Annotated in this window: 28 protein-coding genes; 1 reads left to right on the top strand and 27 read right to left on the bottom strand. The window is 40.3% G+C overall.

What is annotated here, in order from left to right:
• The 7 genes from BET01_RS21225 to BET01_RS21195 form a co-directional block, all read right to left on the bottom strand.
• Nucleotides 1-1,077, bottom strand: a complete 1,077-nt coding sequence (locus tag BET01_RS21225; RefSeq protein WP_120198865.1) for a branched-chain amino acid ABC transporter permease — start codon at nucleotides 1,075-1,077, stop codon at nucleotides 1-3.
• Nucleotides 1,078-1,086: 9 nt separating this feature from the next.
• Nucleotides 1,087-1,968, bottom strand: a complete 882-nt coding sequence (locus tag BET01_RS21220) for a branched-chain amino acid ABC transporter permease (protein WP_120198923.1) — start codon at nucleotides 1,966-1,968, stop codon at nucleotides 1,087-1,089.
• Between the two features lie 99 nt (nucleotides 1,969-2,067).
• Nucleotides 2,068-3,267 (bottom strand): ABC transporter substrate-binding protein, encoded by a 1,200-nt coding sequence (locus BET01_RS21215; RefSeq protein WP_120198864.1) that lies wholly within the window; start codon nucleotides 3,265-3,267, stop codon nucleotides 2,068-2,070.
• Nucleotides 3,268-3,397: 130 nt separating this feature from the next.
• On the bottom strand, nucleotides 3,398-4,408 hold the full coding sequence (locus BET01_RS21210; RefSeq protein ID WP_120198863.1) for an NAD(P)H-dependent glycerol-3-phosphate dehydrogenase: 1,011 nt from the start codon (nucleotides 4,406-4,408) through the stop codon (nucleotides 3,398-3,400).
• Nucleotides 4,409-4,423: 15 nt separating this feature from the next.
• The gene (gene plsY / locus BET01_RS21205) at nucleotides 4,424-5,065 is read right to left on the bottom strand and encodes a glycerol-3-phosphate 1-O-acyltransferase PlsY (protein WP_120198862.1); all 642 of its coding nucleotides are present in this window, start codon (nucleotides 5,063-5,065) and stop codon (nucleotides 4,424-4,426) included.
• Between the two features lies 1 nt (nucleotide 5,066).
• Nucleotides 5,067-6,395 carry a ribosome biogenesis GTPase Der gene (gene der, locus BET01_RS21200; protein WP_120198861.1) on the bottom strand — a complete coding sequence of 443 codons (1,329 nt, stop codon included), beginning with the start codon at nucleotides 6,393-6,395 and terminating at the stop codon, nucleotides 5,067-5,069.
• The gene (locus BET01_RS21195) at nucleotides 6,388-7,755 is read right to left on the bottom strand and encodes a DUF512 domain-containing protein (RefSeq protein WP_120198860.1); all 1,368 of its coding nucleotides are present in this window, start codon (nucleotides 7,753-7,755) and stop codon (nucleotides 6,388-6,390) included. Before BET01_RS21195 ends, der begins: the two co-directional genes overlap by 8 nt.
• Before the next feature lie 200 nt (nucleotides 7,756-7,955).
• On the opposite strand from BET01_RS21195, the gene BET01_RS21190 reads away from it, so the two are divergent.
• The gene (locus BET01_RS21190; RefSeq protein ID WP_120198859.1) at nucleotides 7,956-9,134 is read left to right on the top strand and encodes a ribose-phosphate pyrophosphokinase; all 1,179 of its coding nucleotides are present in this window, start codon (nucleotides 7,956-7,958) and stop codon (nucleotides 9,132-9,134) included.
• Between the two features lie 87 nt (nucleotides 9,135-9,221).
• Here BET01_RS21190 and pgeF read toward each other — a convergent pair whose 3' ends face one another.
• The 20 genes from pgeF to rsgA form a co-directional block, all read right to left on the bottom strand.
• Entirely contained in the window at nucleotides 9,222-10,067 is an 846-nt protein-coding gene (gene pgeF, locus BET01_RS21185) for a peptidoglycan editing factor PgeF (RefSeq protein ID WP_243117300.1), read from the bottom strand.
• A gap of 22 nt (nucleotides 10,068-10,089) precedes the next feature.
• Nucleotides 10,090-10,434, bottom strand: coding sequence for a YraN family protein (locus BET01_RS21180; protein ID WP_120198858.1), 345 nt, complete (start codon nucleotides 10,432-10,434; stop codon nucleotides 10,090-10,092).
• Between the two features lie 18 nt (nucleotides 10,435-10,452).
• On the bottom strand, nucleotides 10,453-11,094 hold the full coding sequence (locus tag BET01_RS21175) for a ribonuclease HII (RefSeq protein WP_120198857.1): 642 nt from the start codon (nucleotides 11,092-11,094) through the stop codon (nucleotides 10,453-10,455).
• A 61-nt stretch (nucleotides 11,095-11,155) separates the two neighbouring features.
• Nucleotides 11,156-12,007: a ribosome biogenesis GTPase YlqF gene (gene ylqF, locus BET01_RS21170; protein WP_120198856.1), complete on the bottom strand. Its 852-nt coding sequence runs from the start codon at nucleotides 12,005-12,007 to the stop codon at nucleotides 11,156-11,158.
• A gap of 9 nt (nucleotides 12,008-12,016) precedes the next feature.
• The gene (lepB, locus tag BET01_RS21165) at nucleotides 12,017-12,568 is read right to left on the bottom strand and encodes a signal peptidase I (protein WP_120198921.1); all 552 of its coding nucleotides are present in this window, start codon (nucleotides 12,566-12,568) and stop codon (nucleotides 12,017-12,019) included.
• A gap of 62 nt (nucleotides 12,569-12,630) precedes the next feature.
• Complete coding sequence (rplS, locus tag BET01_RS21160; RefSeq protein ID WP_120198855.1) at nucleotides 12,631-12,978, bottom strand: 50S ribosomal protein L19; 348 nt, start codon at nucleotides 12,976-12,978, stop codon at nucleotides 12,631-12,633.
• A 139-nt stretch (nucleotides 12,979-13,117) separates the two neighbouring features.
• Entirely contained in the window at nucleotides 13,118-13,864 is a 747-nt protein-coding gene (gene trmD, locus BET01_RS21155; protein ID WP_120198854.1) for a tRNA (guanosine(37)-N1)-methyltransferase TrmD, read from the bottom strand.
• Nucleotides 13,865-13,882: 18 nt separating this feature from the next.
• Nucleotides 13,883-14,392, bottom strand: a complete 510-nt coding sequence (gene rimM / locus BET01_RS21150) for a ribosome maturation factor RimM (RefSeq protein ID WP_120198853.1) — start codon at nucleotides 14,390-14,392, stop codon at nucleotides 13,883-13,885.
• Between the two features lie 122 nt (nucleotides 14,393-14,514).
• Nucleotides 14,515-14,742, bottom strand: coding sequence for a KH domain-containing protein (locus BET01_RS21145; protein WP_120198852.1), 228 nt, complete (start codon nucleotides 14,740-14,742; stop codon nucleotides 14,515-14,517).
• Nucleotides 14,743-14,757: 15 nt separating this feature from the next.
• Nucleotides 14,758-15,000, bottom strand: coding sequence for a 30S ribosomal protein S16 (gene rpsP / locus BET01_RS21140; protein WP_120198851.1), 243 nt, complete (start codon nucleotides 14,998-15,000; stop codon nucleotides 14,758-14,760).
• A gap of 85 nt (nucleotides 15,001-15,085) precedes the next feature.
• Nucleotides 15,086-16,441, bottom strand: coding sequence for a signal recognition particle protein (gene ffh, locus BET01_RS21135; protein ID WP_120198850.1), 1,356 nt, complete (start codon nucleotides 16,439-16,441; stop codon nucleotides 15,086-15,088).
• Between the two features lie 11 nt (nucleotides 16,442-16,452).
• Nucleotides 16,453-16,803, bottom strand: coding sequence for a YlxM family DNA-binding protein (gene ylxM / locus BET01_RS21130; RefSeq protein WP_120198849.1), 351 nt, complete (start codon nucleotides 16,801-16,803; stop codon nucleotides 16,453-16,455).
• 82 nt (nucleotides 16,804-16,885) lie between these two features.
• The gene (locus tag BET01_RS21125) at nucleotides 16,886-17,557 is read right to left on the bottom strand and encodes an alpha/beta fold hydrolase (RefSeq protein WP_120198848.1); all 672 of its coding nucleotides are present in this window, start codon (nucleotides 17,555-17,557) and stop codon (nucleotides 16,886-16,888) included.
• 11 nt (nucleotides 17,558-17,568) lie between these two features.
• Nucleotides 17,569-17,934 carry a VOC family protein gene (locus BET01_RS21120; RefSeq protein WP_120198847.1) on the bottom strand — a complete coding sequence of 122 codons (366 nt, stop codon included), beginning with the start codon at nucleotides 17,932-17,934 and terminating at the stop codon, nucleotides 17,569-17,571.
• A gap of 91 nt (nucleotides 17,935-18,025) precedes the next feature.
• A complete protein-coding gene (gene serS / locus BET01_RS21115; RefSeq protein ID WP_120198846.1) occupies nucleotides 18,026-19,312 on the bottom strand; it encodes a serine--tRNA ligase in 1,287 nt (428 codons plus the stop codon).
• A gap of 133 nt (nucleotides 19,313-19,445) precedes the next feature.
• Nucleotides 19,446-20,285: a pyridoxamine kinase gene (locus tag BET01_RS21110; protein ID WP_120198845.1), complete on the bottom strand. Its 840-nt coding sequence runs from the start codon at nucleotides 20,283-20,285 to the stop codon at nucleotides 19,446-19,448.
• A gap of 8 nt (nucleotides 20,286-20,293) precedes the next feature.
• On the bottom strand, nucleotides 20,294-20,881 hold the full coding sequence (locus BET01_RS21105) for an ECF transporter S component (protein ID WP_120198844.1): 588 nt from the start codon (nucleotides 20,879-20,881) through the stop codon (nucleotides 20,294-20,296).
• A 163-nt stretch (nucleotides 20,882-21,044) separates the two neighbouring features.
• Nucleotides 21,045-21,707, bottom strand: coding sequence for a thiamine diphosphokinase (locus BET01_RS21100; protein WP_120198843.1), 663 nt, complete (start codon nucleotides 21,705-21,707; stop codon nucleotides 21,045-21,047).
• Nucleotides 21,704-22,369 carry a ribulose-phosphate 3-epimerase gene (gene rpe / locus BET01_RS21095; protein ID WP_207667667.1) on the bottom strand — a complete coding sequence of 222 codons (666 nt, stop codon included), beginning with the start codon at nucleotides 22,367-22,369 and terminating at the stop codon, nucleotides 21,704-21,706. Before rpe ends, BET01_RS21100 begins: the two co-directional genes overlap by 4 nt.
• Entirely contained in the window at nucleotides 22,369-23,247 is an 879-nt protein-coding gene (rsgA, locus tag BET01_RS21090) for a ribosome small subunit-dependent GTPase A (RefSeq protein ID WP_120198841.1), read from the bottom strand. Before rsgA ends, rpe begins: the two co-directional genes overlap by 1 nt.
• Nucleotides 23,248-23,256: the final 9 nt, after the last annotated feature.

Genomic DNA, 23,256 nt, shown 5'->3' with positions numbered 1-23,256 from the left:
TTACACCTTCTCTCTTTCTGCCTTGTTCTTATGAAAAAATCGTTTTCTGAGGTCGATGAGCTTTGGACTCCAGTTGAATATCATCATAAAAATCAGGATGAGGGCGTAAATCAACATACGATACGTGTTTAAGCCTCTTAAAAGTTCAGGGAGCAGCGTCAGAGTGATTGCAGCGATTATAGATCCCCGTATATTACCAATCCCTCCAAGTACAACAAACACCAGAATCATAATAGACTGGTTATAGCCAAAATTCTTCTGAGTTGCCGTAAGGGACGATAAATTGTGGGAATACAGAACTCCAGCAACACCTGCCAAGGAAGCAGAAATAGTAAATGCCATAAGTTTATATTTTGTGATATTAATACCGATGGATTCTGCCGCTATTCGGTTGTCACGAACTGACATAATCGCACGACCAGATCTGGAATGGATTAAATTAAGCACGATAAATAGTGTTACCAGGATAAGGAGCACACCAATAAAAAACGTAGAGTCTTTTGGCGTTCCGGTGATTCCCTGGGCACCGTTTAAGATCATTTTACCGTCCTTTTCCATATTAAGTGCCATCGCATTTTTCATGGAGAAATGTAAGCCATTTGAGTCTTTACCAATAAAGATAACATTTACCACATTCTTTATAATCTCACCAAAGGCCAGAGTAACAATGGCTAAATAATCGCCACGAAGTCTTAAAACTGGTATTCCTATTATGATTCCGGCAACAGCAGCCGCAGCCGCACCAATAAGGATCGCCAGAAAGAAACGGAATCCGGAATTAGGAATTGCCTCTAACATAGAGATGGAAAAAAGGGAACTGGAAAATGCACCTACACACATAAAGGCCGCATGTCCCAGACTCAACTCACCAAGGATTCCTACCGTTAGATTTAAGGAAACAGCAAGTATGGTATAGATACACAAAGGTACTAAAAGTCCCTTCATAAGACTGCTTACTTGACCAGCATTTATAAGTAGCTGGACAATCAAAAAGGCTGCGATCACGATTCCATAGGTAATTAAATTACTTTTTAATGTTTTACTAAGATGAAAATTTGTTTTATTACTTTTTTCCATATATCCCACCTAAACTTTCTCGCTGATCTTCTTGCCCAAAATACCAGTTGGCTTAACAAGAAGAACAACAATCAATACTCCAAATACGATGGCATCAGACAACTGGGATGAAATATAAGCCTTGCTTAAATTTTCAATGATTCCCAGAAGAAGTCCGCCGATAAGCGCTCCCGGTATAGAACCGATTCCTCCGAATACAGCAGCAACGAATGCCTTGATTCCTGGCATGGAGCCGGTATAAGGAGTAAGGGTTGGGTATGCAGAACATAACAGTGCACCTGCAACGGCTGCTAAAGCAGAGCCAATGGCAAAGGTAAGAGCAATGGTACCGTCTACGTTAATACCCATTAACTGGGCAGCTCCCTTATCTTCTGATACTGCAAGCATCGCCTGCCCTGCTTTTGTCTTCTTGATAAAAGTAGTCAGGCAGATCATGATAACAACACAACTAATAATAGTTACGATTGTTTCACCTGAAATTGTCAGCTTTCCGTTTGCCAATTTCAAAGCAGGAATTGTTACTACGGAAGTAAAAGATTTAGGATTGGATCCGAAAACAAGCAGTGCGATGTTTTGAAGCAGGTAGCTCACACCGATTGCTGTAATCAGAACTGCAAGAGGACTTGCCATACGCAAAGGACGATAAGCGACGCCCTCAATGACCACGCCTAAAACAGTACATAAGATAACCGCAAGGAGTACGCCTGCAACAGGACCTAAGCCCATTGTGCTGACGACTGTGAACACCATGTATCCTCCAATCATAATTACATCGCCATGAGCAAAATTCAGCATCTTGGCAATGCCATATACCATGGTATATCCTAAAGCAATAATTGCGTAGACACTGCCCAGGCTTAAACCATTAATAAAATAGGATATGAAACTCATCATACCAACGCACCTCATTCGTTGTTTATTTTAAAAAAGAGGGTCGTCCCTTGGACGACCCTCCATTGGGTCATTTACCAAATAATATTTGGTTGCAAATTACATTGCGGTATAAACACCATTTACAATCTTAATCGCTTTTGGAGCTTTATCTGGCTCGCCGTCAGCGGTCCATTTCATGTTCTCACCTGTCAAACCATTGATTGAAATTTCTGTCATGGCTTTCTTTAAACCGTCACAGATCGCAGAAGCGTCCATATCCGGTGTAACAGCTGCCTTTTCAGAAGCTGCCTTGATTGCATAGATTGCATCATAAGCATCAGCAGCAAACTGGTTTGGTGTTTCTTTATATTTTTCTTTGTAAGAAGCTACAAACTTCTGAGTTAACTCATCCTTTGCATCAGCAGCAAATGGTGTCAGAAGCATAACGTTCTCTGCAAGAGTTTTGTCGAAGTTCTCAACGTTCAAAAGACCATCAAGACCGTCACATCCAAAAAATGATGTTTCATATCCCATCTGCTTAGCCTGTGCCAGAATCAAAGCAGCCTGAGAATAATAAATTGGGAGGAATACCAGCTCAGCGCCAGAATCCTGTGCCTTTTGAAGCTGTACAGAGAAGTTTGTGTTGTTATCAGCAGTAAATGCTTCATCTGCTACAATTTCAACTCCCTGTGTTCCTGCTTCGGAAATAAACTTATCATGAATACCGGTGGAATAAACATCGGAGCTATCATAGATTACAGCTACTTTCGTTGCAAGCTTGTTTTCACCGATGTACTGCGCTGAAGCAGAACCTTGGTTTGGATCTGAGAAGCATACACGGAACTGATTCTCGAACTTTGTACAGTCTACAGCAGAACCAGATGGTGTTAACTGGAACATATTGTCGTTACTGGACTCAGCACCAACAGCAATACAAGGAGCTGATGTAACTGTTCCCATTAATACCTGCATTCCCCAGTCTTTTAAGGTGTTGTAAGCATTTACAGCTTTCTCTGTATCACCTTCATCATCCTGAAAATTGTACTCGATCTGAGCGCCGCCAATACCACCACCTGCATTAATCTCCTTAATAGCCAGTTCGGCACCATTCATAACAGCCTGTCCATAGATTGCAGTACTTCCAGTAATCGGGCCGATGCCTCCGATTTTAAAGGAGCCTTCGCCGGATGCCTTTGGTGATTCTGTCTTTGATTCTGTTGTTGCAGTACCATTAGACTTTCCACCGCAAGCAGTCAAGGATGCTACCATAGCAATTGCCATAGTAACGCTCAATAACTTCTTCATAGATTTTTTCATAATCCATTCCTCCTCATGAAATGATTTGATATATACAGTTCTTCTGACTATATATACATAGTCTTTATAATAAAATGGCTTTAAAAAAATGTCAACCGCTTTTATTAAATATAAATAAAATCAGTTTTCATTAATCTTCCCACGGGAGGTCGGAACTTTCTATCGTTTTATCACGAAGCATCAGATCTTTCACCGCGTCAGAAGCAGGTTTGTTATTAAAGAGCACCTCATTTACCTGTTCTACAATCGGCATGGAAACTCCATACTTTTCAGAAAGGGCTAATGCCGCTTTTGCGGAATAGATACCTTCTACAACCATCTTAACTTCCTTCGTTGCTTCTTCCATGGTTCTGCCCTGTCCAATTAAAATACCAGCCCTCCGATTTCGACTGTGCATACTGGCACAAGTCACAATCAGGTCACCGATACCGGAAAGTCCGCAAAACGTCTGAAATTTACCGCCCATTTCAGTACCAAGTCTAGATATTTCAGTAATTCCCCTAGTAATGAGGGCAGCTTTTGTGTTATCTCCATAGCCAAGACCATCTGCAATTCCAGCAGCAAGAGCGATGACATTCTTGAGTGATCCACCGATTTCAATCGCTAGGATATCAGGACTTGTATAGACTCGGAACACTTCATGCATAAATATCCCCTGAATGTATTCCGCTGTCTTTCTGGTACGGGCACCTGCCACACAGGTAGTTGGAAGTCCTTTGCTTACCTCTTCGGCATGACTTGGGCCGGATAAGACGGCTACGTCTGCCATAGGGAGCTCATCTTCCAAAACTTCAGAAAGCGTCATAAGTGTGGATTCTTCAATGCCTTTGGCTACGTTGACTACTACTTGACCATACCGGCAGAAAGAACTCATCTTTTTTGCTGTAGAACGGACATAAATTGAAGGAACCGCAGTAACCAGAATGTCCCGTCCAGTCATGGCCTCTTCAAGACTCTCTGTAAATCTCATGTCCTCTGGAAGAACCAACTCCGGAAGAGTATGGTGTCTTCGGGTCGTCTTCATCTCTGTGATCTCTTCTGGAAGCGCCGACCATACCGTCACCTCATGCTTATTATTATATAGAAGAGATGCCAAAGCAATACCCCAGCTTCCCGATCCGATTATTCCAATTTTTGCCATTTCCTTCACCTCATTTTATTTTTTGCCAAAGTTTAGGGAGATTTTATTCTCTGTACCACGGACAAGGCGTCCGACATTCGCCCGATGACGCCAAAATGCCAATCCACTGATCATCGCTGTCACGAGATAGAATTCTGGAAGTAGCTTCTGATCCAGCCCATAAGCGCCTAATGTGGCAAAAAGAGCCAGCCACGCAAATAAGATAACAGCCACCACCAGAGAGCCTAATGAGACGTATCTGGTAATGATTACAATGGATAAAAAGGCTACGATACACAAAAGTGTCATTCGTAAATCAGTGGCGACAATCAAGCCAGCCGTAGCCGCAATACCCTTTCCCCCTTTAAACTTAAGATAAAAGGGATAGTTGTGGCCTAATATGACACCTAAGCCTGTATACATCATCAACAAGTATATAAACTCGGGTTTGTCTTTAAAAAGTACTCGTACTACGAGACAAGGAAGCAATGATTTTAAGAAATCTCCCAAAAACACGACTGCCCCTGCCTTTGCACCCATAACCCTTAAGGCATTGGTGGTGCCAGAATTACCACTTCCATGGTTACGGATATCAATCTTATGTGCTTTTCCATAAAGATAACCGGTCTGTATTAAGCCAAACAAATAACCAGCTAAAAGACAGATAATTCTTTCCATACTATTGATCCTTTCCGCTTCTTTCTCTATATAGAAATTTAAGGGATGTTCCTTTGAAACCAAATGCATCACGAATCTTATTTTCAATATATCTTGTATAAGAGAAATGGGTAAGTTCTTTGTCATTAATAAAGATTACAAATGTTGGTGGTTTTACGGCAACCTGAGTAATGTAATAAAGTCTGAGATGTTTTCCCTTATCAGAAGGTGGTTGCTGCAGAGCTACGGCTTCAGACATAATTTCATTTAATACGCCAGTGGAAACTCTAAGAGTCTGGTTCTCTCGTACGATATCTATCATTTCAAATAGTTTATTCATTCTCTGCCCAGTTTTTGCAGAAATAAATGCAAATTCTGCATATGGCATAAAGGATAAGGTGTTTTTAATCTTATTGGTGTATTCGTAAATGGTTTTGTCGTGCTTTTCAATGGCATCCCATTTGTTAACGGCAACGATAATACCTTTACCACGATCGTGAGCAATGCCTGCTATCTTGGCATCCTGCTCCGTAACGCCTTCCTCCGCGTCAATTACAACTACCACCACATCAGCTCGCTCTACGGCGGTTACCGTACGAATGATACTGTAACGCTCTAATTCTTCTTTGATTTTGCTCTTACGTCTCAAACCTGCTGTATCAATAAATACATATTCCGTTCCATCGTGCACGATCTCAGTATCTACCGCATCTCTGGTGGTTCCTGCAATATCAGATACAATGACTCGGTTTTCGCCTAAAAGTTGATTTATAATAGAAGATTTTCCTACGTTAGGCTTTCCTACAATTGCAATTCTAGGACGGTCATCGTCTTCCTCTTCCTCTTTTTCAGTTGTAAAATGCTTAATAACTTCATCAAGAAGTTCTCCTAGACCAAGTCTGGAAGCAGCCGAAACTGGAACGGGTTCACCGATACCTAAATTGTAAAATTCAAAAACATCATTTCCGAATTTTTCGAAGCTGTCTACCTTATTAACTGCAAGCACTACTGGCTTCTTTGATTTTCTAAGCATATCTGCAACCTTTGAGTCAGAATCTACCAACCCCTGGCGCACATCAACAATAAAGACAATGACATCTGCAGTAGCAATTGCGATCTCAGCCTGCTCTCTCATTTGAGACAAGATAATATCTTTGGTATCTGGCTCAATGCCTCCTGTATCGATTAGAGTGAAGTTTCTATCTAACCAGTTACAGTCTGCATAGATTCTGTCTCTGGTAACTCCTGGTGTATCTTTTACGATGGAAATTGTATCTCCAGCTAAAACATTAAACAACGTAGACTTTCCTACATTTGGTCGGCCCACGATGGCAACTATTGGTTTACTCATATGATATCTCCTTTAATTCGTATCCGTCATAAGAAGCTAGGTTCTCTTTTACCGGCCCTAATACGGCCTGAACTAAATCCTGACCGCTTGATTTTACAATATCTACCTGTACTTGTAAAGCATTTTGTACATCGGTTCTTGTCAGGTCGTCAAGAAACACTTCTTCTCCACTGCGGAACATACATTCTGGAAGCAGAAGTCTGCTTCCAAGCTCTTTGCCTTTTAACTGGCTGGTTAAGTCCTGACCAGTGATTAAGCCAGCAACCGTAATATGCTCACCGAAAAAGACATTGGTAATGGTATAGACATGAACCTTTCTTCCCGGAAACTTTTTCGTGATTTTTTCTACCAGGTCTTTTATATATGGAGCTGCCAGTTTCCCTGTAGCAATGGAAATCTCCTCCACCTGTTTGTCCCCTTTTAGTTTCTTTAGGACACCTATCACTTCTTCTTCCAGCTGACGGGTCATTCCAACCCCGTTTTCTAATTGAATATAACCGTCATATCGTTTCTCTTCCGGCATGGCAAGTCCTGCAAGAATATAGAACTCATCACTGACATGGATAAAATGGTTGCCGTAAGTTTTATATAACTTTTTTTGCCACCGTTCTACGGTTTCAATTACATTTCTTGCGTCGTCTTCATTCAATGCTTCCAAAGGATATAAACCCTCTCGGAATTTAGACACGCCTACAGGGACAATTGAAACACTCTTCATATGAGGAAGATACTTTGCCAGATCCTTAATGGTCCGCTCCAACTCTTTTCCGTCATTTACGCCTTTGCAGAGTACAATTTGTCCGTTCATTGGAATCTCAGCTTCATAAAGCTGGTCTATCTTTGAAAGGGATTCCCCTGCAAAACGGTTATGAAGCATCTTGCACCGCAAAACTGGATTTGTGGTATGAACCGATATATTAATCGGTGCCAGTTTGAATTCAATAATTCGATTGATATCATGGTCGCTCATATTTGTAAGAGTTACGTAGTTTCCCTGAAGAAATGAAAGCCTAGAATCGTCATCTTTAAAATAGAGAGTCTCTCTCATTCCAGGAGGCATCTGATCAATAAAGCAAAAGATACAATTATTCCGACAGGTTCGATACTCACTCATTAAACCATTTTCAAAAGTAATTCCCAAATCCTCGTATTGATTTTCTATTTCCAGTTCCCATTCTTCTCCATTCTTTTTCTTCACAACCATAAGAATGGATTCGTTATTTATATAATATTCATAATCAAAAATGTCTTCTAGTTCCCTACCATCTATGGAAATCACAGCATCACCTGCTTCTAATTCCAATTGGTCTGCGATAGAATCCGGATCGACTGTTTTGATAATATGTCCTTTTTTACTCATGTTCATTTACCTTTCTATAGCCATACTAATATATCATAACAAGATTGTCACTTTTTGTAAAGGAAGCGTTTTTTGTTTTTTTCACGAAAATATAACAAATTCTATTGACGCATTCCGTCTATCGATGGTATAAAAGGGGTAAGATAAGAAACAGGCAGTCTAAAAACTGGCTGTTCATTCATTATGGAGGAACGTTTGTCATGGCAAATGATTATGTATTCAAAGACCAACTGCCTGTTGCACCCTTAAAAATTGCGGCACTGGAAAGCTGCCAGGAACTGGCTAAAAAAGTAAATGACCACATTGTAGGTTTCCGCAGAAATGATATTGAGGAATTAAAACGCCGTGAGGCTGATCTCCATTACCGCGGTTATGATATAAATTCCTATCTTCTTGATTGCCAATGTCCTCGTTTTGGAACTGGAGAAGCAAAAGGAATTATTAAAGAATCTGTTCGTGGAACGGATGTTTTCGCAATGGTAGATGTGACTAATTATAGTATTCCATTTACGGTCAACGGTTATAGTAACCACATGTCACCAGATAATCATTTTCAGGATTTAAAACGAATTCTAGGCGCATCTTGTGCGACTGCTCACAGAGTAAACGTTGTTATGCCGTTCCTCTATGAGAGCCGCCAGCACAAAAGAACCAAGAGAGAATCACTAGACTGTGCTATGGCTCTGGAAGAGCTAGTTAACATGGGTGTCAGCAACATTATTACCTTTGACGCTCATGATCCTAGAGTACAAAATGCAATCCCTCTAAGCGGTTTTGACAACTTCATGCCTACTTACCAGTTTGTAAAGGCAGTGCTTAAGCAGTACCCAAATCTTAAAATTGACAAAGAAAACCTGATGGTTATCAGCCCTGATGAAGGAGCTATGGACCGAGCTGTTTATCTTGCCAATAACTTAAGTGTAGATATGGGTATGTTCTACAAGAGAAGAGATTATTCCAAAGTAATAGACGGACGTAATCCTATTGTTGATCATGAATTCTTAGGTTCTTCTGTAGAAGGCAAAACCGTGTTGATTGTAGACGATATGATCTCCTCTGGAGAAAGCATGCTTGATACGGCTAAAGAGTTAAAAGAACGTAAGGCTGATAAAGTAATCGTCTGCTGTACCTTTGGACTTTTTACAAATGGACTAGAAAAATTTGATGAGTTTTACAATAAGGGATATATTGACAGTGTGGTAACTACCAACTTAAATTACCGTCCCAAAGAGCTTCTAGAAAGAGAATGGTATGTTGAGGCTGATATCAGCAAATATGTTGCTGCTATCGTGAATTCCTTAAATCATGATGTTCCAATCAGCACAGCTCTCAGTTCCACTGAAAAGATCCAGAATGTATTAAAAAAATATAAGGCTTAAATTGAAATCAAAACTGGCTGCAGCGTATGAAAAGATATATTCTCATTTGCTGTAGCCAGTTTTTAGTGTGAAATCTAAGACTTTTCACTATTCTGCAAGGGAAAGAAATGCAGCTAAATTACCTCTTTCATTGCCCGTAGTACGATGGGAAAACAGATAATCTGAGTTACAGTGAGTGCAGATATCCGTAACCTCCAGATTTTCTTTTTTAATACCGGCATTTAAAAGTACAATTTCATTTGCTTTCCAAAGATCCAGCCAGTACTTTCCATTTCCTTTATCTGTAAATATATCGCCCCAATGTTTTTGGTCATATCCTTTTTTAAATTCTTCAATTACTTCCGCTCCTACTTCATAACAAGTCTTGCAGATGCTAGGGCCAATACATGCAATCATATCTTCTGCCCTGGAACCAAATGCTTCCTCCATCTTTTTCACAGTCACTCCCCCCATACGGCCCACGGTTCCTCTCCATCCGGAATGACTTAAACCAATTGCCTTATGAACTGGGTCAAGAAAGTAAAGAGGAACACAGTCTGCGTAAAAAGTAACAAGCGTGATTCCTGGAACATTGGTTATTAATCCATCCACATCTTGATATTCTCTTTCCTTAAAAATTCCCTTTCCAGCGTCGGATTCTGTTACCACCCGGACATTCGTGGTATGGGTCTGATAAGACAACACCATCTTTTCCACATCAACGCCAAGTGCTTTTGCCATCCGTCTGTAATTTTCCTTAACGTGATCCGGATTATCGCCTCTGGTAAAGGTAAAGTTCATGGTCGCATACTTTCCCTGACTTACCCCTCCCATCTTTGTGGAAAATCCTTGTTTCACTAAGCCTGTATCTTCCAGAATTGGAAATGAAAAGTAAGGGACTTGTTCTGAGACTTTATAATTTAAACCATTCTCTGATTCTGCCCGTTTCCACATATCATTCATCCGTTTCCCTCCATTAAAATGCATCTCGTATCAACCGAATCTCCTGCCCAAGTATGGCCACTACATCAAACCGACAGGAGGTCTCTTCACCTAGATGGCTAAAATATAAGTAACCTCTCGCTGCATTTCTAATTCGAATCTGCTTTTTATAGTTTACTGCTTCTGCTGGATCACCTTTTGAAAGGCTCTTTCGATACTTTACTTCAATAAAGACCAGATCCTTTTCATCCATTGCAATGAGATCGATTTCTCCCATCTTATTTCTATAATTCTGTTCCAGAATTTTATAGCCGGATTTTTCAAGAAAATCGGCTGCAATTATTTCATACTCTGTTCCGATCTCTCTGTTGTTCTTCAATCATGCCCCTGACCTTTCCTAGCTTGTAAAATTCTTTATAAAGCTGCGACGGTGAATGGGACAGGGACCATATTCTTTTAATGCGCTGATATGAACTGGTGTTCCATATCCTTTGTTCTTTGCAAATCCATACTGGGGAAATAAAATGTCGTACTCTTCCATCATATGATCCCTCGTAACCTTTGCTATGATGCTTGCGGCGGCTATGGACACACTCTTTGCATCCCCTTTTATAATAGGCACTTGTTCCATGGTTAGTCCCGGTATGGTAACCGCGTCGTTTAATAAGACTTGTGGCTTAAGTCCAAGCTTGTCTACAGCCAGCCTCATGGCTTCATAGGTGGCTTGTAGTATGTTTATATCATCAGTTACTTCTGGTCCGATTACACCAACAGAATAAGCCAATGCCTTTTCTTTGATTTCAAGGTACAAAGCTTCCCGTTTCTTCTCAGATAGCTTTTTGGAATCATTGATATAAAGAATCTCACAATCCCTTGGCAATATCACTGCACCTGCCACTACAGGCCCCGCAAGAGGTCCTCTTCCCACTTCGTCGATGCCGCAGAGGAGAATATGGTCCTCATACCTGTATTCGTACTCCTTCATCATCTCCAGGCGTTCCTGCTCTGCCCTCAGTTTTTCTTCTGTTAATTTTCTCATTGTTTCCACTCCGCCTTTTTTATAGAAAAATAGGGCCACTCAAAAAGAGCCGCCCTAATTTTTATTTTTCTGTTTTTTTAGGAAATTCTAAGGTCATACGCCCCAATTTTCCGTTTCTAAAATCATCGATCAATAAGTTAGAGGCTTTAATCAAGTCAAATTCTCCACCTTTTGCAAGGCAAGATCTAGCTTTTGCTACCTCTTCCAATATCTTAAACTCATTATCTACTTCAATTCCATACCGGTTCAAAAGAACATTTGGATAATCTCGGTTCAAGAAACGAATCAGTTCAATGGCCAGTTCGTCTTTATTTAAGATCTGGTCATTAATAGAACCAATCATGGCCAGCTTAACGCCTACTTTTTGATCCTCAAACCTTGGCCATAATATTCCCGGCGTATCAAGTAGCTCCAAACTCTTATTTAAACGAATCCACTGGTTACCTTTTGTTACTCCTGGTTTGTTTCCTGTTTTTGTACATGCTTTTCCAGCAAAGGAATTGATAAAAGTTGACTTTCCTACGTTAGGAATTCCTACAACCATGGCACGTACCGGGCGGTTTAATATGCCTCGTCTGCGGTCTCTCTCTATCTTTTCTTTGCAAGCTTCCTGAACAATACCATTTATTTGTTTCAGTCCTGAGCCACTTTTTGAATTCACTTTGAGAACATGAAAACCCTGAGCTTCAAAATACTCTGTCCAAGCTTTGTTGAAACGCTCATCAGCAAGATCTGATTTATTAAGAAGAACGATGCGCGCTTTATTCACACCCAAATCATCAATATCAGGATTTCTACTGCTGAGTGGTACTCTTGCATCTACTAACTCAATAATCAAATCAATTAATTTGATGTCTTCTTTCATAGCCCTTTTGGCTTTGGTCATATGACCTGGATACCACTGTATATTCATAACATTCCTCTATTTCGAACGAATTAATTCCATCTTTACAAAAGGTAGCATCCGAAACCAGACTTTACCCTGAATTTGACTGCCACTTACATTGCCAATATTAGAAAACCGACTGTCTTCACTGCTGTCTCTATTATCACCCAGCAAAAAATACTCATCTTCTCCAAGCTTTACTGGCTTTTCTGCCAGTCCGGCCAGAGATACCCGGCCTAGACCCGCCGGTTGTTTTAACTTCTCACCATCAATATAAATTTCTTCGTTTTTGATTTGCACGGTTTCTCCCGGCAATCCAATGACACGCTTTACATTCATCTTACGGTCTTCCCTTTGAAAAACCACCACATCAAATCTTCCGGGGTGGCCGAAGTCGTAAGCCAGACGATCCATCATCACCACATCATCTGATGCGAGAAGAGGATACATGGAATGACCAGCAATTACGATTTGTGTTCCCAGGGAATAGGCTAGAAACCATGCAAAAGCGATCACTACAATAATATCAACAATCCAATTGATTATATGGCGAAGCTTATTATTGTCATCACTGTGATAAAATTCCATACCAAACACCCCATCTACTAAAGAAAGGGACAATTTGCATTGTCCCCTCGCCTGTTCCGGAATTATCTAACTAATTCTTTAACCTTAGCAGCTTTACCGATTCTGTCTCTTAAGTAATACAGTTTAGCTCTTCTTACTTTACCTTTTCTAACAACTTCAACGTTGTCTACAGAAGGGGAATGTAATGGCCAGGTTTTCTCAACGCCAATACCGTTAGAGTTCTTTCTTACGGTAAATGTTTCTCTAGCGCCGCCGTTCTGTCTTTTAATAACAGTTCCTTCGAAAATCTGGATTCTTTCGCGGGTTCCCTCTTTGATCTTGTTAAATACTTTAACAGTATCGCCAACGTGGAATACCGGTACGGTCTGCTTTAACTGAGCTGCTTCGATATTTCTAATAATTTCGTTCATTGTGTGAACCTCCTTGATTTTATTTGATGTTCTTAATACTTCATACGGAAATCCGTAACAGAGGAACATCTCCTTGTCATCACAACATTTTGTATTTTATCATAAAGAACTATGGATTGCAAGTCCTTTCTTTCTTAAATTATGCCCCGTTTTCCCGCGTATTTACAAGCTTTTTTAAATATTCGGCTTCTTTTTTTGAAAGGATTGCTTCTTCAAGAAGATCAGGCCTGCGCTCTAAGGTACGCTGAATGGATTGCTCTCTTCTCCAGGCATCAATATTCTTATGGTGCCCCGATAGCAAGACCTCAGGGACTTTTAATCCTTTATATTCTTCCGGACGGGTGTACTGAGGGTATTCAAGCAGGTTATCTTGGAAGGATTCAAATTCTGCTGAAGTATCGTTATTTAATACACCTGGAATCAAACGAGATATGCTATCTATCATAACCATGGCAGGAAGTTCTCCACCAGTCAACACGTAGTCTCCAATTGATAGATAATCCGTAGCAATTAACTCCAGTGCTCTTTCATCGATTCCTTCATAATGACCACAAAGAAAAACCAGATCTTCTTCCTTTGCCAGCTCTTGTGCAATCTTTTGGTTAAAGACTTTACCCTGCGGAGTCATATAAATAACACGGGGGTTTTTGCCAATTTTCCCACAAAGATCTTCGTAAGCATCACAGATTGGCATGGGCTGCATGACCATTCCAGCCCCGCCTCCATAAGGATAATCATCTACATGGCGGTGCTTATCCGTAGAATATTCCCGGATATCAATGGCCTCAATGGAAAGCAGACCTTTTTCTGCCGCTCTTCCGATAATGCTGGTGTGTAGTCCGTTTAGTACCATTTCTGGAAACAGAGTTAATATATGATAATTCATTTGTTTTACTCCTCCGCCTTAATCCAGAAGGCCATCCATGATGTGGACGGTAACGGTCCCTTCTTCTAAATCTACTCCAAGTACACATTGTTTGATGGCAGGAAGCAATACTTCTTTTCCTTCTTTCGTCTTAACTTCATAGACATCATTGGCGCCTGTCTTTATTACATCTGTAAGGGTACCAAATTCTGTGCCATCTTCTAAAACAACCCGAAGTCCGATTAATTCAAAAATAAAGTTTTCATCTGGCCCAAGCGCTACCGCTTGGTCTCTTTCTATCAAAAGATCTTTTCCCTTATATTTTTCCACTTCATTAATGGAATCGAATTCCTTGAATTTAAGAATTACCATATTTTTAAAAAACTTCACTCCCTGAATCTCCAAATTCATATGTCCGCTTCCGGTATCCATCGTTACATTCTTTAAGGATTTAAAACGGGTTGCGTCATCTGTCGTTGGAAATACCTTTACTTCTCCTTTTAAACCATGGGTGGAAGAAATCACACCAACTCTCAATAAATCATCCATCTATCTCTCCATATCATACAAAACAAACCGCGTATCGCTACCCGGCTCATTTTAACTACTAAATAATGCCTTTAAAAAAACAAAAGAAGACCGTCTTCCGACAGGTCGGCGGTCTTTCAAAATTACTGTATTTCTACGGTAATCTTTTTGTCTTCTTTGGAAGCTGCTGCTTTTACAACAGAACGAATAGCTTTTGCAATCCTGCCCTGTTTGCCAATAACCTTACCCATATCGGAAGGCGCAACCGTAAGCTCAAGGACAATTTCATCATCCTTTACAGTCTCAGTAACAGCAACCTGATTAGGATCATCAACCAGTGCTTTTGCAATTACTTCTACTAATTCTTTCATATGCTTCACCTCTCACTACTGGATACCGGCGATCTTTAAAAGCTTGCTTACAACTTCTGTTGGCTGTGCACCTGTTCCTAACCACTTTTTAGCGCTCTCTTCATTGAACTTGATTACGCTTGGCTCTGTGGTAGGATCATAGTAACCAATCTCTTCGATAAATCTACCATCTCTTGGAGATCTGGAATCTGCAACTACAATTCTATAAAAAGGAGCCTTTTTCTGACCCATTCTTTTTAATCTCATCTTAACTGCCATTTTGAAATTCACCTCCTTAAACATGAAATTTTAAAACATATATATAGCGAACGCAGAAACCTGCCTTGCTAACATCAAAGTAATATTAAAACGGTAATTTCAGTTTGCTAAGTAATCCACCGCCACCATGGCGTTTTCCGCCACCCATCATTCCGGGAAGCTGCTTCATCATCTTTTTCATCTGGTCAAACTGTTTGACGATTCGGTTTACCTCGCCGACATCTACACCAGCTCCCTTTGCCACTCTTTGCTTCCTAGAAGCATTCTTCATAAGTTCAGGGGTGGTACGTTCTTTGGTCGTCATGGAAAGAATAATAGCTTCCACTCGGTCCAAAGCCTTTTCGTCAAAATCAACGTCTTTTAATTGTCCCATGCCGGGCATCATGCTCATAATACTTGCCATTCCACCCATGTTTTTAACTTGGCTCATCTGCTCTAAAAAGTCATTGTAATCAAACTCTGCCTTTCGAAGCTTCTGGGATAATTCTTTTGCTTTCTCTTCATCAACCTGGGATTCTGCCTTCTCAATAAGAGAAAGAATATCTCCCATTCCAAGGATCCTCGACGCCATACGATCCGGATAAAACTGTTCCAAATCAGTAAGTTTTTCTCCCATACCCACATAAAGCACAGGTTTACCTATAACTGCACGTATGGAAAGGGTCGCTCCACCTCTGGTATCACCGTCAAGCTTAGTTACGATAACTCCATCAATACCAATCTTATCATTGAACATTCCGGCAACATTCACCGCATCCTGTCCTGTCATGGCATCAACGACTAAAATCGTCTGATCGACTGTTATAGCCTCTTTGATTTCAATTAGCTCATTCATCATATCATCATCAATATGAAGTCTACCAGCTGTATCAAGTATCACCACATTCTGATCATTCTTGATTGCAGATGCAATGGCCGCCTTTGCGATATCAACGGGCTTATGATTCTCACCCATGGAAAATACTGGCACACCCTGCTTTTCTCCATTGATCTGTAACTGCTTAATAGCGGCAGGACGATAAACGTCGCAGGCAACGAGAACAGGCTTTCTGCCTTTTGCTTTTAATTTACCAGCAATCTTGGCAGTCGTTGTGGTTTTACCAGCACCCTGGAGACCAGCCATTAAAATTACGGTCATATCACTGGCCGGTTTTAATTGGATTTCAGTGGTTTCAGAGCCCATTAATTGAACCAATTCTTCATTTACAATCTTTATTACCATCTGGCCCGGAGTGAGACTGTTTTGAACATCTTGTCCAATAGCTCTCTCTTGCACAGCACTAATAAACTGTTTTACAACCTTAAAGCTTACATCCGCTTCTAATAAAGCCATCTTAACTTCTTTAAGGGCTGTTTTTACATCGGCTTCAGACAAACGTCCTTTGCCTCTTAAGTTTTTGAATACATTTTGTAATTTATCGGATAAGCTCTCAAAAGCCATATAACGCCCTCCTAATGAGCTTCTAGCTCGACAATTTCGCCCGATATCTCTTCGATGCGATGGATTAGACCCATATCCCTATTTTCAGAGAATGCTTTGGTCAGGCTCTGGATTTCTCTTGCCAGTTTCTTTGTCTGTTCAAACTTTTCCACAAGATGGAGTTTTTCTTCATAACTCTCAAGAATCTTATTACACCGCTTAATCAGGTCATGTACCCCCTGACGGCTGATTCCTTGTTCTTCTGCAATCTCACTTAAAGATAGATCATAAAATACCACATCTTCATAGACATGCCTCTGATGTTCCGTTAGAAGCGCTCCATAGAAATCATATAACAATCCCTGTCTTGCAATCTTTTCCATATCATCACCTGTGATATCATACAATAGTTTTCTTATGGTGTCAAGTGTTTTTTCTTTACACCTTATTTATTCGAGAGATTTTTTACTGCTGCATGGGAGCCGCTAGAAATTTCTTTATAATGTAATAAAGCTTTTCGCTGTGGACGATATAACTTCCATGCCCTTCCCGGGGAAGAATCCGAAGAATGCTATGCCGGATATTGGAAGCAAGGTATCTGGTATGGGCTTCCTTTACCATATCCCATTGTCCAGCAAGAATCATAGTTGGTGCAGATATTTGCCCAAGTTCTTTGGCGGTAATTCTTGGTTCTGTCTGAATCATGCTTCTTCTGTGATCAAAGGTAAACTTTTCTGTAAGTGCAAACAGCTTTAGCCACAGGCGTTTCATCCCCTGAGGATGGGAATTGGCTCCACAAAGAATTAACTTTTTAAAAAGACCTGGATAGCGGATTCCAAGTAAAAGACCAACGATTCCTCCATCGCTGTAACCGCAAAAACAAGGATCCTTAAGGTCCAATTTCTTTGTAAACTCCGCTACATCCTTTGCCATTTCCTCATAACCAAGTTTTTTTACCCGGCTGCTTTTTCCATGGCATCTAGAATCCAGAAGATAAACTGTATAATCCTGATTTAATTTTTGAGCAGTTTCTAAAAAAATACGGTGATCCTGTGCATTGCCATGGACAAGAACAATAGCAGGCCCGCTTCCTGAAACTTCATAATACAATGTAACACCGTTTACATCAATATACACAGATATTCTCCTTATCTGGCAGGAACAAGCTCGATCCAGTAGCCGTCGGGATCACTGATGAAATAGATTCCCATTCCGGGATTTTCAAAACAGATGATTCCCATTTCTTTATGTTTTTTATAAGTCTCTTCATATTCATCCACATGAAATGCAAGATGAAATTCACACTCTCCCAGATTATAAGGTTCTTTCCGATCGGTTAGATAAGTAAGTTCCAGTGTGAAATCACTTTTTCCATCACCAAGATATACAAGCTGAAAGGAGCCATCCTCTGCTTTCTTTTCCCTCACTGGGGTGAGGTCTAATGCCTCTTTGTAGAATTTTAAGCTTTTTTCTAAATCTAATACGTTAAAATTAAAATGGTTGAACTTGATCATATGATATGTCCTCCTTTTTTAATAAGGGCTGTTGCAAAATGAAACCCTGATTTTCCTGATCAGCATTCTGCAACAGCCCCATAACTTGGCTTTATTTTGGCATAATCGCTTTTTTACCGCCCATATAAGGCTGTAAAGCTTCTGGAATCTTTACGCTTCCATCTGCCTGTAAATTATTCTCTAAAAATGCGATGAGCATTCTTGGTGGAGCTACTACTGTATTATTTAAAGTATGAGCGAAGTACTTATTGCCATCCTCGGAAGAAACTCTGATTTTCAGTCTTCTTGCCTGAGCGTCTCCTAAGTTAGAACAGCTTCCCACTTCAAAATATTTCTTCTGTCTTGGGGACCAAGCTTCAACATCTACAGATTTCACCTTTAAATCTGCAAGATCACCAGAACAACATTCTAAGGTTCTTACAGGAACATCAAGAGTGCGGAATAAATCAACAGTATTCTGCCATAACTTTTCATACCAATCCATGCTTTCTTCTGGCTTGCAGACTACGATCATCTCCTGCTTCTCAAACTGATGAATTCGATATACGCCTCTTTCTTCTAGACCGTGAGCGCCCTTTTCCTTACGGAAACAAGGAGAATAGCTGGTAAGTGTCTGAGGAAGCTTTGTTTCTGGAAGAATGGTATCGATGAATTTACCAATCATGGAGTGTTCACTGGTACCAATTAAATATAGATCTTCGCCTTCTATTTTATACATCATTGCATCCATCTCAGCAAAGCTCATAACACCGGTTACCACTTCGCTGCGGATCATGAAAGGAGGAATGCAATACGTAAATCCACGATCAATCATAAAATCTCTTGCATATGAGATAACAGAAGAATGAAGTCTAGCAATATCTCCCATTAAATAGTAAAAACCATTACCTGCAACTTTTCTTGCACTGTCTAAATCAATGCCTTCAAAGCGTTCCATAATATCTGTATGATAAGGAATTTCAAAGTCAGGAACAAATGGATCACCGTAACGCTGAATTTCAACATTTTCACTGTCATCTTTTCCAACGGGTACGCTTGGATCAATGATATTAGGAATGATCATCATGATCTTCTTAATTCTTTCCTCTAAATCATTTTCCTTTTCTTCCAGAGATGCTAGATGCTCAGAAGCATCCGTTACTTTTTTCTTAAGCTCTTCTGCTTCCTCTTTCTTGCCTTGTCCCATTAAGGTTCCGATCTGTTTGGAAAGTTTGTTGCGTTCTGCTCTTAGAGCATCCCCTTCCTGCTTCGCCCCACGGTTTAACTCATCGAGTTCGATGACTTCATCCACCAATGGCAACTTGCTGTCCTGAAACTTCTTTTTCATGTTTTCCTTTACAATTTCAGGATTTTCTCTTACAAACTTCAAATCTAACATGGTATTCCTCCTGGTTTCTTTTAAATATTCTTTGCGGAAACAGATCCACTTCATAATATGCCGTTGATTATACTACAAAAAAAGGGCAAAGAAAAGCCCTTTTTCCTAAAATTCCCCTTGTTTCACTTGATTTTCAGTGTCGAATGAGCAAAGAAAGCAGTTCTTCAAAACATACCCCGTTTTCTACGGGAACATTTAATTCATCTGATTTCAAAATGCATTCTTTGACAAAATTAGCCGCTTTTCTGACACCATCTCTTAGAGGAACTCCTCTTACTGCATAAGCTGCTATAATGCTGGAGAATACATCGCCAGTCCCTGGTCTTTCATTTCCCACGTGGCGGGTTCTTATAAAGTGAGGTTCTCCATCCTTTTCAAGAACTACATTGGTCACAAAGCTTCCTTCCTTTACACCAGTAATTACAACCGATTCCGGACCCAATCTTTGGATCTCTGTGGCCATCTGACTCAGCACTCCACGCTTAAATCCTTCTTTCGGGTACTCTCTTCCGGTCAAAATGCATGCTTCTGTCAGATTGGGGGTGACAATGTTTCCATAACCAACCAATTCCTTCATTCGGTTGCACATCTCTGGAGTATATGTCTGATAAGCCTTCCCATGATCTCCCATAATGGGGTCAATGATTACAAGTGTTTCCTCTGTTCTAAATTCTTTAATCATATCAATTACAATCTGTATCTGGGCTTCAGAGCCAAGAAAACCGCTGTATATGCCGTCAAAGGACAGTTTCAGTTTCTTCCACTGTTCAATATACTGAGGCATCTTATCCGTATAATCATCAAAAAAATAAGTTGGAAATCCAGTATGATTGGATAAGATGGAAGTTGGTACTGGACAGCACTGTATCTTTAAAGCGGAAAGAATGGGTATTACCACCGTAAGGGAACAGCGTCCGTACCCTGATAAATCATTGATGACAGCAATTTTTTTCTGATGTTTTTCTGATGTCATAAAAACTCCTAATTAATTTTTGATAGCAACCCTGATTTTGCCAAAGCACTTCGAAGTGGCATATACGCAGCTACTGATACTATGGTTGAAGTTACTGCATTAATGGAAGTTGCAGTTAGATTGTATACAAAAGACAACTCTGCCGCAGGCTTTCCAAGAATGAGAAGTTTATAATAATAGCCGATGAGGGGGTCAAAAATCACATTAAATAAAAGTCCTCCCACCGCAGCTATAATCGTCCAGATTAAAATATGCTTTCTATCGGAAGTCTCACCAATCTTACCAACTTTATGTGCTAAAAATCCGGTAATCAAGCCGATACACAATTTTAGTAAAAAAGTCTTCGGTGCATAAACAATATAGACAGGATCAAATAGATCTCCAATCGTCATCCCAATCGCTCCACCCAAACCTCCGTAGAGACCACCAAGCAGTAATGCGCCAAGGACACAAACTGCATTTCCGAGATGGATGGCTGTCGCATCCCCTCCTGGAAGGGTGATCTTTAATTGCAAAAATGTAAATACAACGTATGACATAGCTGCAAACAGACCAGTTAGCGCTACTTTATAAATTTTGTTATTGGTTCTGTTCATAAATACTCCTTCCTTGCTACATTTGATGTTTCCTATCTTAGCACGCAAGTGGAGTGATATAAATATCCAGTTTTAACATTTTAAACCAGACCACTATCGGTGGCCTGGTTTAAGAAAAACACTAAAATGGGAACACGATCCCTAGATATCCGAATACGCTTATTTAATCGTGAGATTCTACACAGATCAGGATTCCGGAATCAAATTCCATCTTTCCTGCAGCTCCAGTAAGCTCATTGCTGATACAGAGACTGGTTCCAATGGTAATGTCTTTTTTATGAAGTGGATATTTAAATCCAGTCAGGGAAATACCTTTTACTTCTTCGCTTAAAGGTAAAAAGGAAATATACTTCCCGAAAATTTGATCCGCTTCAAAAACACGTTCCTTCTCTGTAACGGTTATCCAGTTCCTCTCATCAACGATAGCAGCTTCCACACCTTGTTTCAAACTAGCATATAAAAGATGAAGATTTCCCAGAAAATGATCCAACCGCCCACCAGTAGCACCTAGTAGGATAAGCTTTGTACAACCTAGCCTGATGGCAGTAATAATAGCTAGCTCGGTATCAGTTTCATCTTTTTCCGGTTTGTGAATTTCCCAGGTAGTATCAAGAGTTTTGCTTTTAAATTCCTTTAAAACCGATTCATCCGCGGAATCAAAATCTCCAACTATGGCATCTGGTATCAATTTCAATTTAGAAACGGCATTTAACCCCCGATCCACTGCAATGATACGGTCAAAAGGTCTTTCCATTATAAACCTTTGGGCGAATACAAGGTCAATGGGGCCTCCTGTAACAATTAATCCTGTGATTTCTTCTTTCACCCTTCATATTCCTCGAATATTTTCAGAAATTCTCTGGTGTTTGCGACGGCATCTCCCTTAAATACGGCAGAACCTGCAACAAAAACATTGGCACCAGCATCAATTAGTTCCCGAATATTATCGCAGGTAACGCCTCCGTCAACCTGTATGTCTGTATCTAGCCCTCGTTCCTTACAGAGGTTTCTTAATTCACGAATTTTAGTAAGAGTATAAGGAATAAACTTCTGTCCGCCAAAGCCTGGGTTTACTGACATAATAAGAACCATGTCGACCTCAGATAGGATGCAGTCAAGAACCGATAATGGTGTCGCCGGATTAAGAGCCACACCTGCTTTTAAACCAGCTTCCTTGATTTGATTTATCGTACGGTCCAGATGAGTGCAGGCTTCTGCATGTACACAAATCAAATCTGCGCCTGCAACTTTGATCTCACTTACATAGCGTCCTGGCTCCTCCACCATCATATGAACATCAAAAATCCGGTCTGTACAGCTTCTAATACTGCTTATTACTGGCATTCCAAATGATATACTGGGTACAAACGCCCCATCCATTACATCCAAATGAATATACTGCGCTCCTGCCAAAGAAACGTCTGATACCTGTTGGCCAAGATTTTTGAAATCTGCAGCCAATATTGAAGGGGCTAGTTTTAACATAATTAGTATCTCCTTTTATCTTTCAGTTCCTGATATAACAGCCTGTAATTATCATAGCGACTACGGCTGATTCTTCCTTCTTCCACGGCTGTTTTTACACCACAAATCTTTTCTCCGATATGGATACAGCCAAGGAACTTACAATCTTCTTCACAAGCTTCAAACTCCGGAAAATAGTCTTTCAGATGCCCACATTCCATATCTTCAATGTACATGGAACTAAAACCCGGGGTATCCACCATATAAGTATCTCTACCGATTCCAAATAGCTCTGAATGTCTGGTTGTATGTTTTCCTCTTTGTATCTTCTCGCTGATTGTACCTGTCTCCATCTTTGCCTTAGGATAAATAAGATTGGTCAGTGTGGACTTACCCACTCCAGAGGGACCCGCTAAAACTGTGGTCTTTCCACGAACCAGATCTTTAATCTCTTCGATTCCTTTTTCCTCACAGGTGCTGGTAAAAAACACTGAATAGCCTGCTTTTTCATAAATAGCAGAAAGCTCATTCCTCTTTTCATCGCCTGCAAGATCAATCTTATTAAAGCAGATATTGACAGGAACCTCCTGGACCTCCATCATAACTAGAAAGCGGTCCAAAAGGTTTAAATTCGGATCAGGCTGGGTAACAGAGAACAATACCAATGCCTGGTCCACATTGGCAACGGAGGGACGAACGAGCGCATTCTTCCTAGGGAGAATCTCGTCAATGTTTCCTTTTTGTTCTGTCTCATCCAGAATCGAAATTCCCACATTATCTCCCACCAATGGTTTTACATTCCTGTTTCGGAAGATTCCTTTTGCTTTGCATTCATAAAGCTTCCCATCCGCTGCAATTACATAATAAAATCCTGCGATTCCTTTTAATATTTTTCCCGTCATATACAATTC

It is taken from the genome of Lacrimispora algidixylanolytica, from assembly GCF_003609635.1.
GTDB lineage: Bacteria > Bacillota > Clostridia > Lachnospirales > Lachnospiraceae > Lacrimispora > Lacrimispora algidixylanolytica.
Note: the sequence above shows the minus strand (reverse complement) of the source record. Positions and strands in the feature narration are given on the sequence as shown.

Excerpts from the sequence above, each read along its gene's own strand:
- BET01_RS21220 (WP_120198923.1), bottom strand. The coding sequence starts at position 1,968 with ATGAGTTTCATATCCTATTTTATTAATGGTTTAAGCCTGGGCAGTGTC.
- BET01_RS21175 (WP_120198857.1), bottom strand. The coding sequence starts at position 11,094 with ATGAGAAAATTAACAGAAGAAAAACTGAGGGCAGAGCAGGAACGCCTG.
- BET01_RS21190 (WP_120198859.1), top strand. The coding sequence starts at position 7,956 with ATGGCAAATGATTATGTATTCAAAGACCAACTGCCTGTTGCACCCTTA.
- serS (WP_120198846.1), bottom strand. The coding sequence starts at position 19,312 with ATGTTAGATTTGAAGTTTGTAAGAGAAAATCCTGAAATTGTAAAGGAA.
- BET01_RS21105 (WP_120198844.1), bottom strand. The coding sequence starts at position 20,881 with ATGAACAGAACCAATAACAAAATTTATAAAGTAGCGCTAACTGGTCTG.
- BET01_RS21225 (WP_120198865.1), bottom strand. The coding sequence starts at position 1,077 with ATGGAAAAAAGTAATAAAACAAATTTTCATCTTAGTAAAACATTAAAA.
- BET01_RS21145 (WP_120198852.1), bottom strand. The coding sequence starts at position 14,742 with ATGAAAGAATTAGTAGAAGTAATTGCAAAAGCACTGGTTGATGATCCT.
- ylxM (WP_120198849.1), bottom strand. The coding sequence starts at position 16,803 with ATGGAAAAGATTGCAAGACAGGGATTGTTATATGATTTCTATGGAGCG.
- der (WP_120198861.1), bottom strand. The coding sequence starts at position 6,395 with ATGAGTAAACCAATAGTTGCCATCGTGGGCCGACCAAATGTAGGAAAG.
- rplS (WP_120198855.1), bottom strand. The coding sequence starts at position 12,978 with ATGAACGAAATTATTAGAAATATCGAAGCAGCTCAGTTAAAGCAGACC.
- rsgA (WP_120198841.1), bottom strand. The coding sequence starts at position 23,247 with ATGACGGGAAAAATATTAAAAGGAATCGCAGGATTTTATTATGTAATT.
- BET01_RS21195 (WP_120198860.1), bottom strand. The coding sequence starts at position 7,755 with ATGAGTAAAAAAGGACATATTATCAAAACAGTCGATCCGGATTCTATC.
- BET01_RS21215 (WP_120198864.1), bottom strand. The coding sequence starts at position 3,267 with ATGAAAAAATCTATGAAGAAGTTATTGAGCGTTACTATGGCAATTGCT.
- BET01_RS21210 (WP_120198863.1), bottom strand. The coding sequence starts at position 4,408 with ATGGCAAAAATTGGAATAATCGGATCGGGAAGCTGGGGTATTGCTTTG.
- ylqF (WP_120198856.1), bottom strand. The coding sequence starts at position 12,007 with ATGAATATACAGTGGTATCCAGGTCATATGACCAAAGCCAAAAGGGCT.
- BET01_RS21120 (WP_120198847.1), bottom strand. The coding sequence starts at position 17,934 with ATGATCAAGTTCAACCATTTTAATTTTAACGTATTAGATTTAGAAAAA.
- BET01_RS21110 (WP_120198845.1), bottom strand. The coding sequence starts at position 20,285 with ATGACATCAGAAAAACATCAGAAAAAAATTGCTGTCATCAATGATTTA.
- plsY (WP_120198862.1), bottom strand. The coding sequence starts at position 5,065 with ATGGAAAGAATTATCTGTCTTTTAGCTGGTTATTTGTTTGGCTTAATA.
- trmD (WP_120198854.1), bottom strand. The coding sequence starts at position 13,864 with ATGAATTATCATATATTAACTCTGTTTCCAGAAATGGTACTAAACGGA.
- ffh (WP_120198850.1), bottom strand. The coding sequence starts at position 16,441 with ATGGCTTTTGAGAGCTTATCCGATAAATTACAAAATGTATTCAAAAAC.
- rimM (WP_120198853.1), bottom strand. The coding sequence starts at position 14,392 with ATGGATGATTTATTGAGAGTTGGTGTGATTTCTTCCACCCATGGTTTA.
- lepB (WP_120198921.1), bottom strand. The coding sequence starts at position 12,568 with ATGGAATTTTATCACAGTGATGACAATAATAAGCTTCGCCATATAATC.
- pgeF (WP_243117300.1), bottom strand. The coding sequence starts at position 10,067 with ATGTGGAAACGGGCAGAATCAGAGAATGGTTTAAATTATAAAGTCTCA.
- rpsP (WP_120198851.1), bottom strand. The coding sequence starts at position 15,000 with ATGGCAGTTAAGATGAGATTAAAAAGAATGGGTCAGAAAAAGGCTCCT.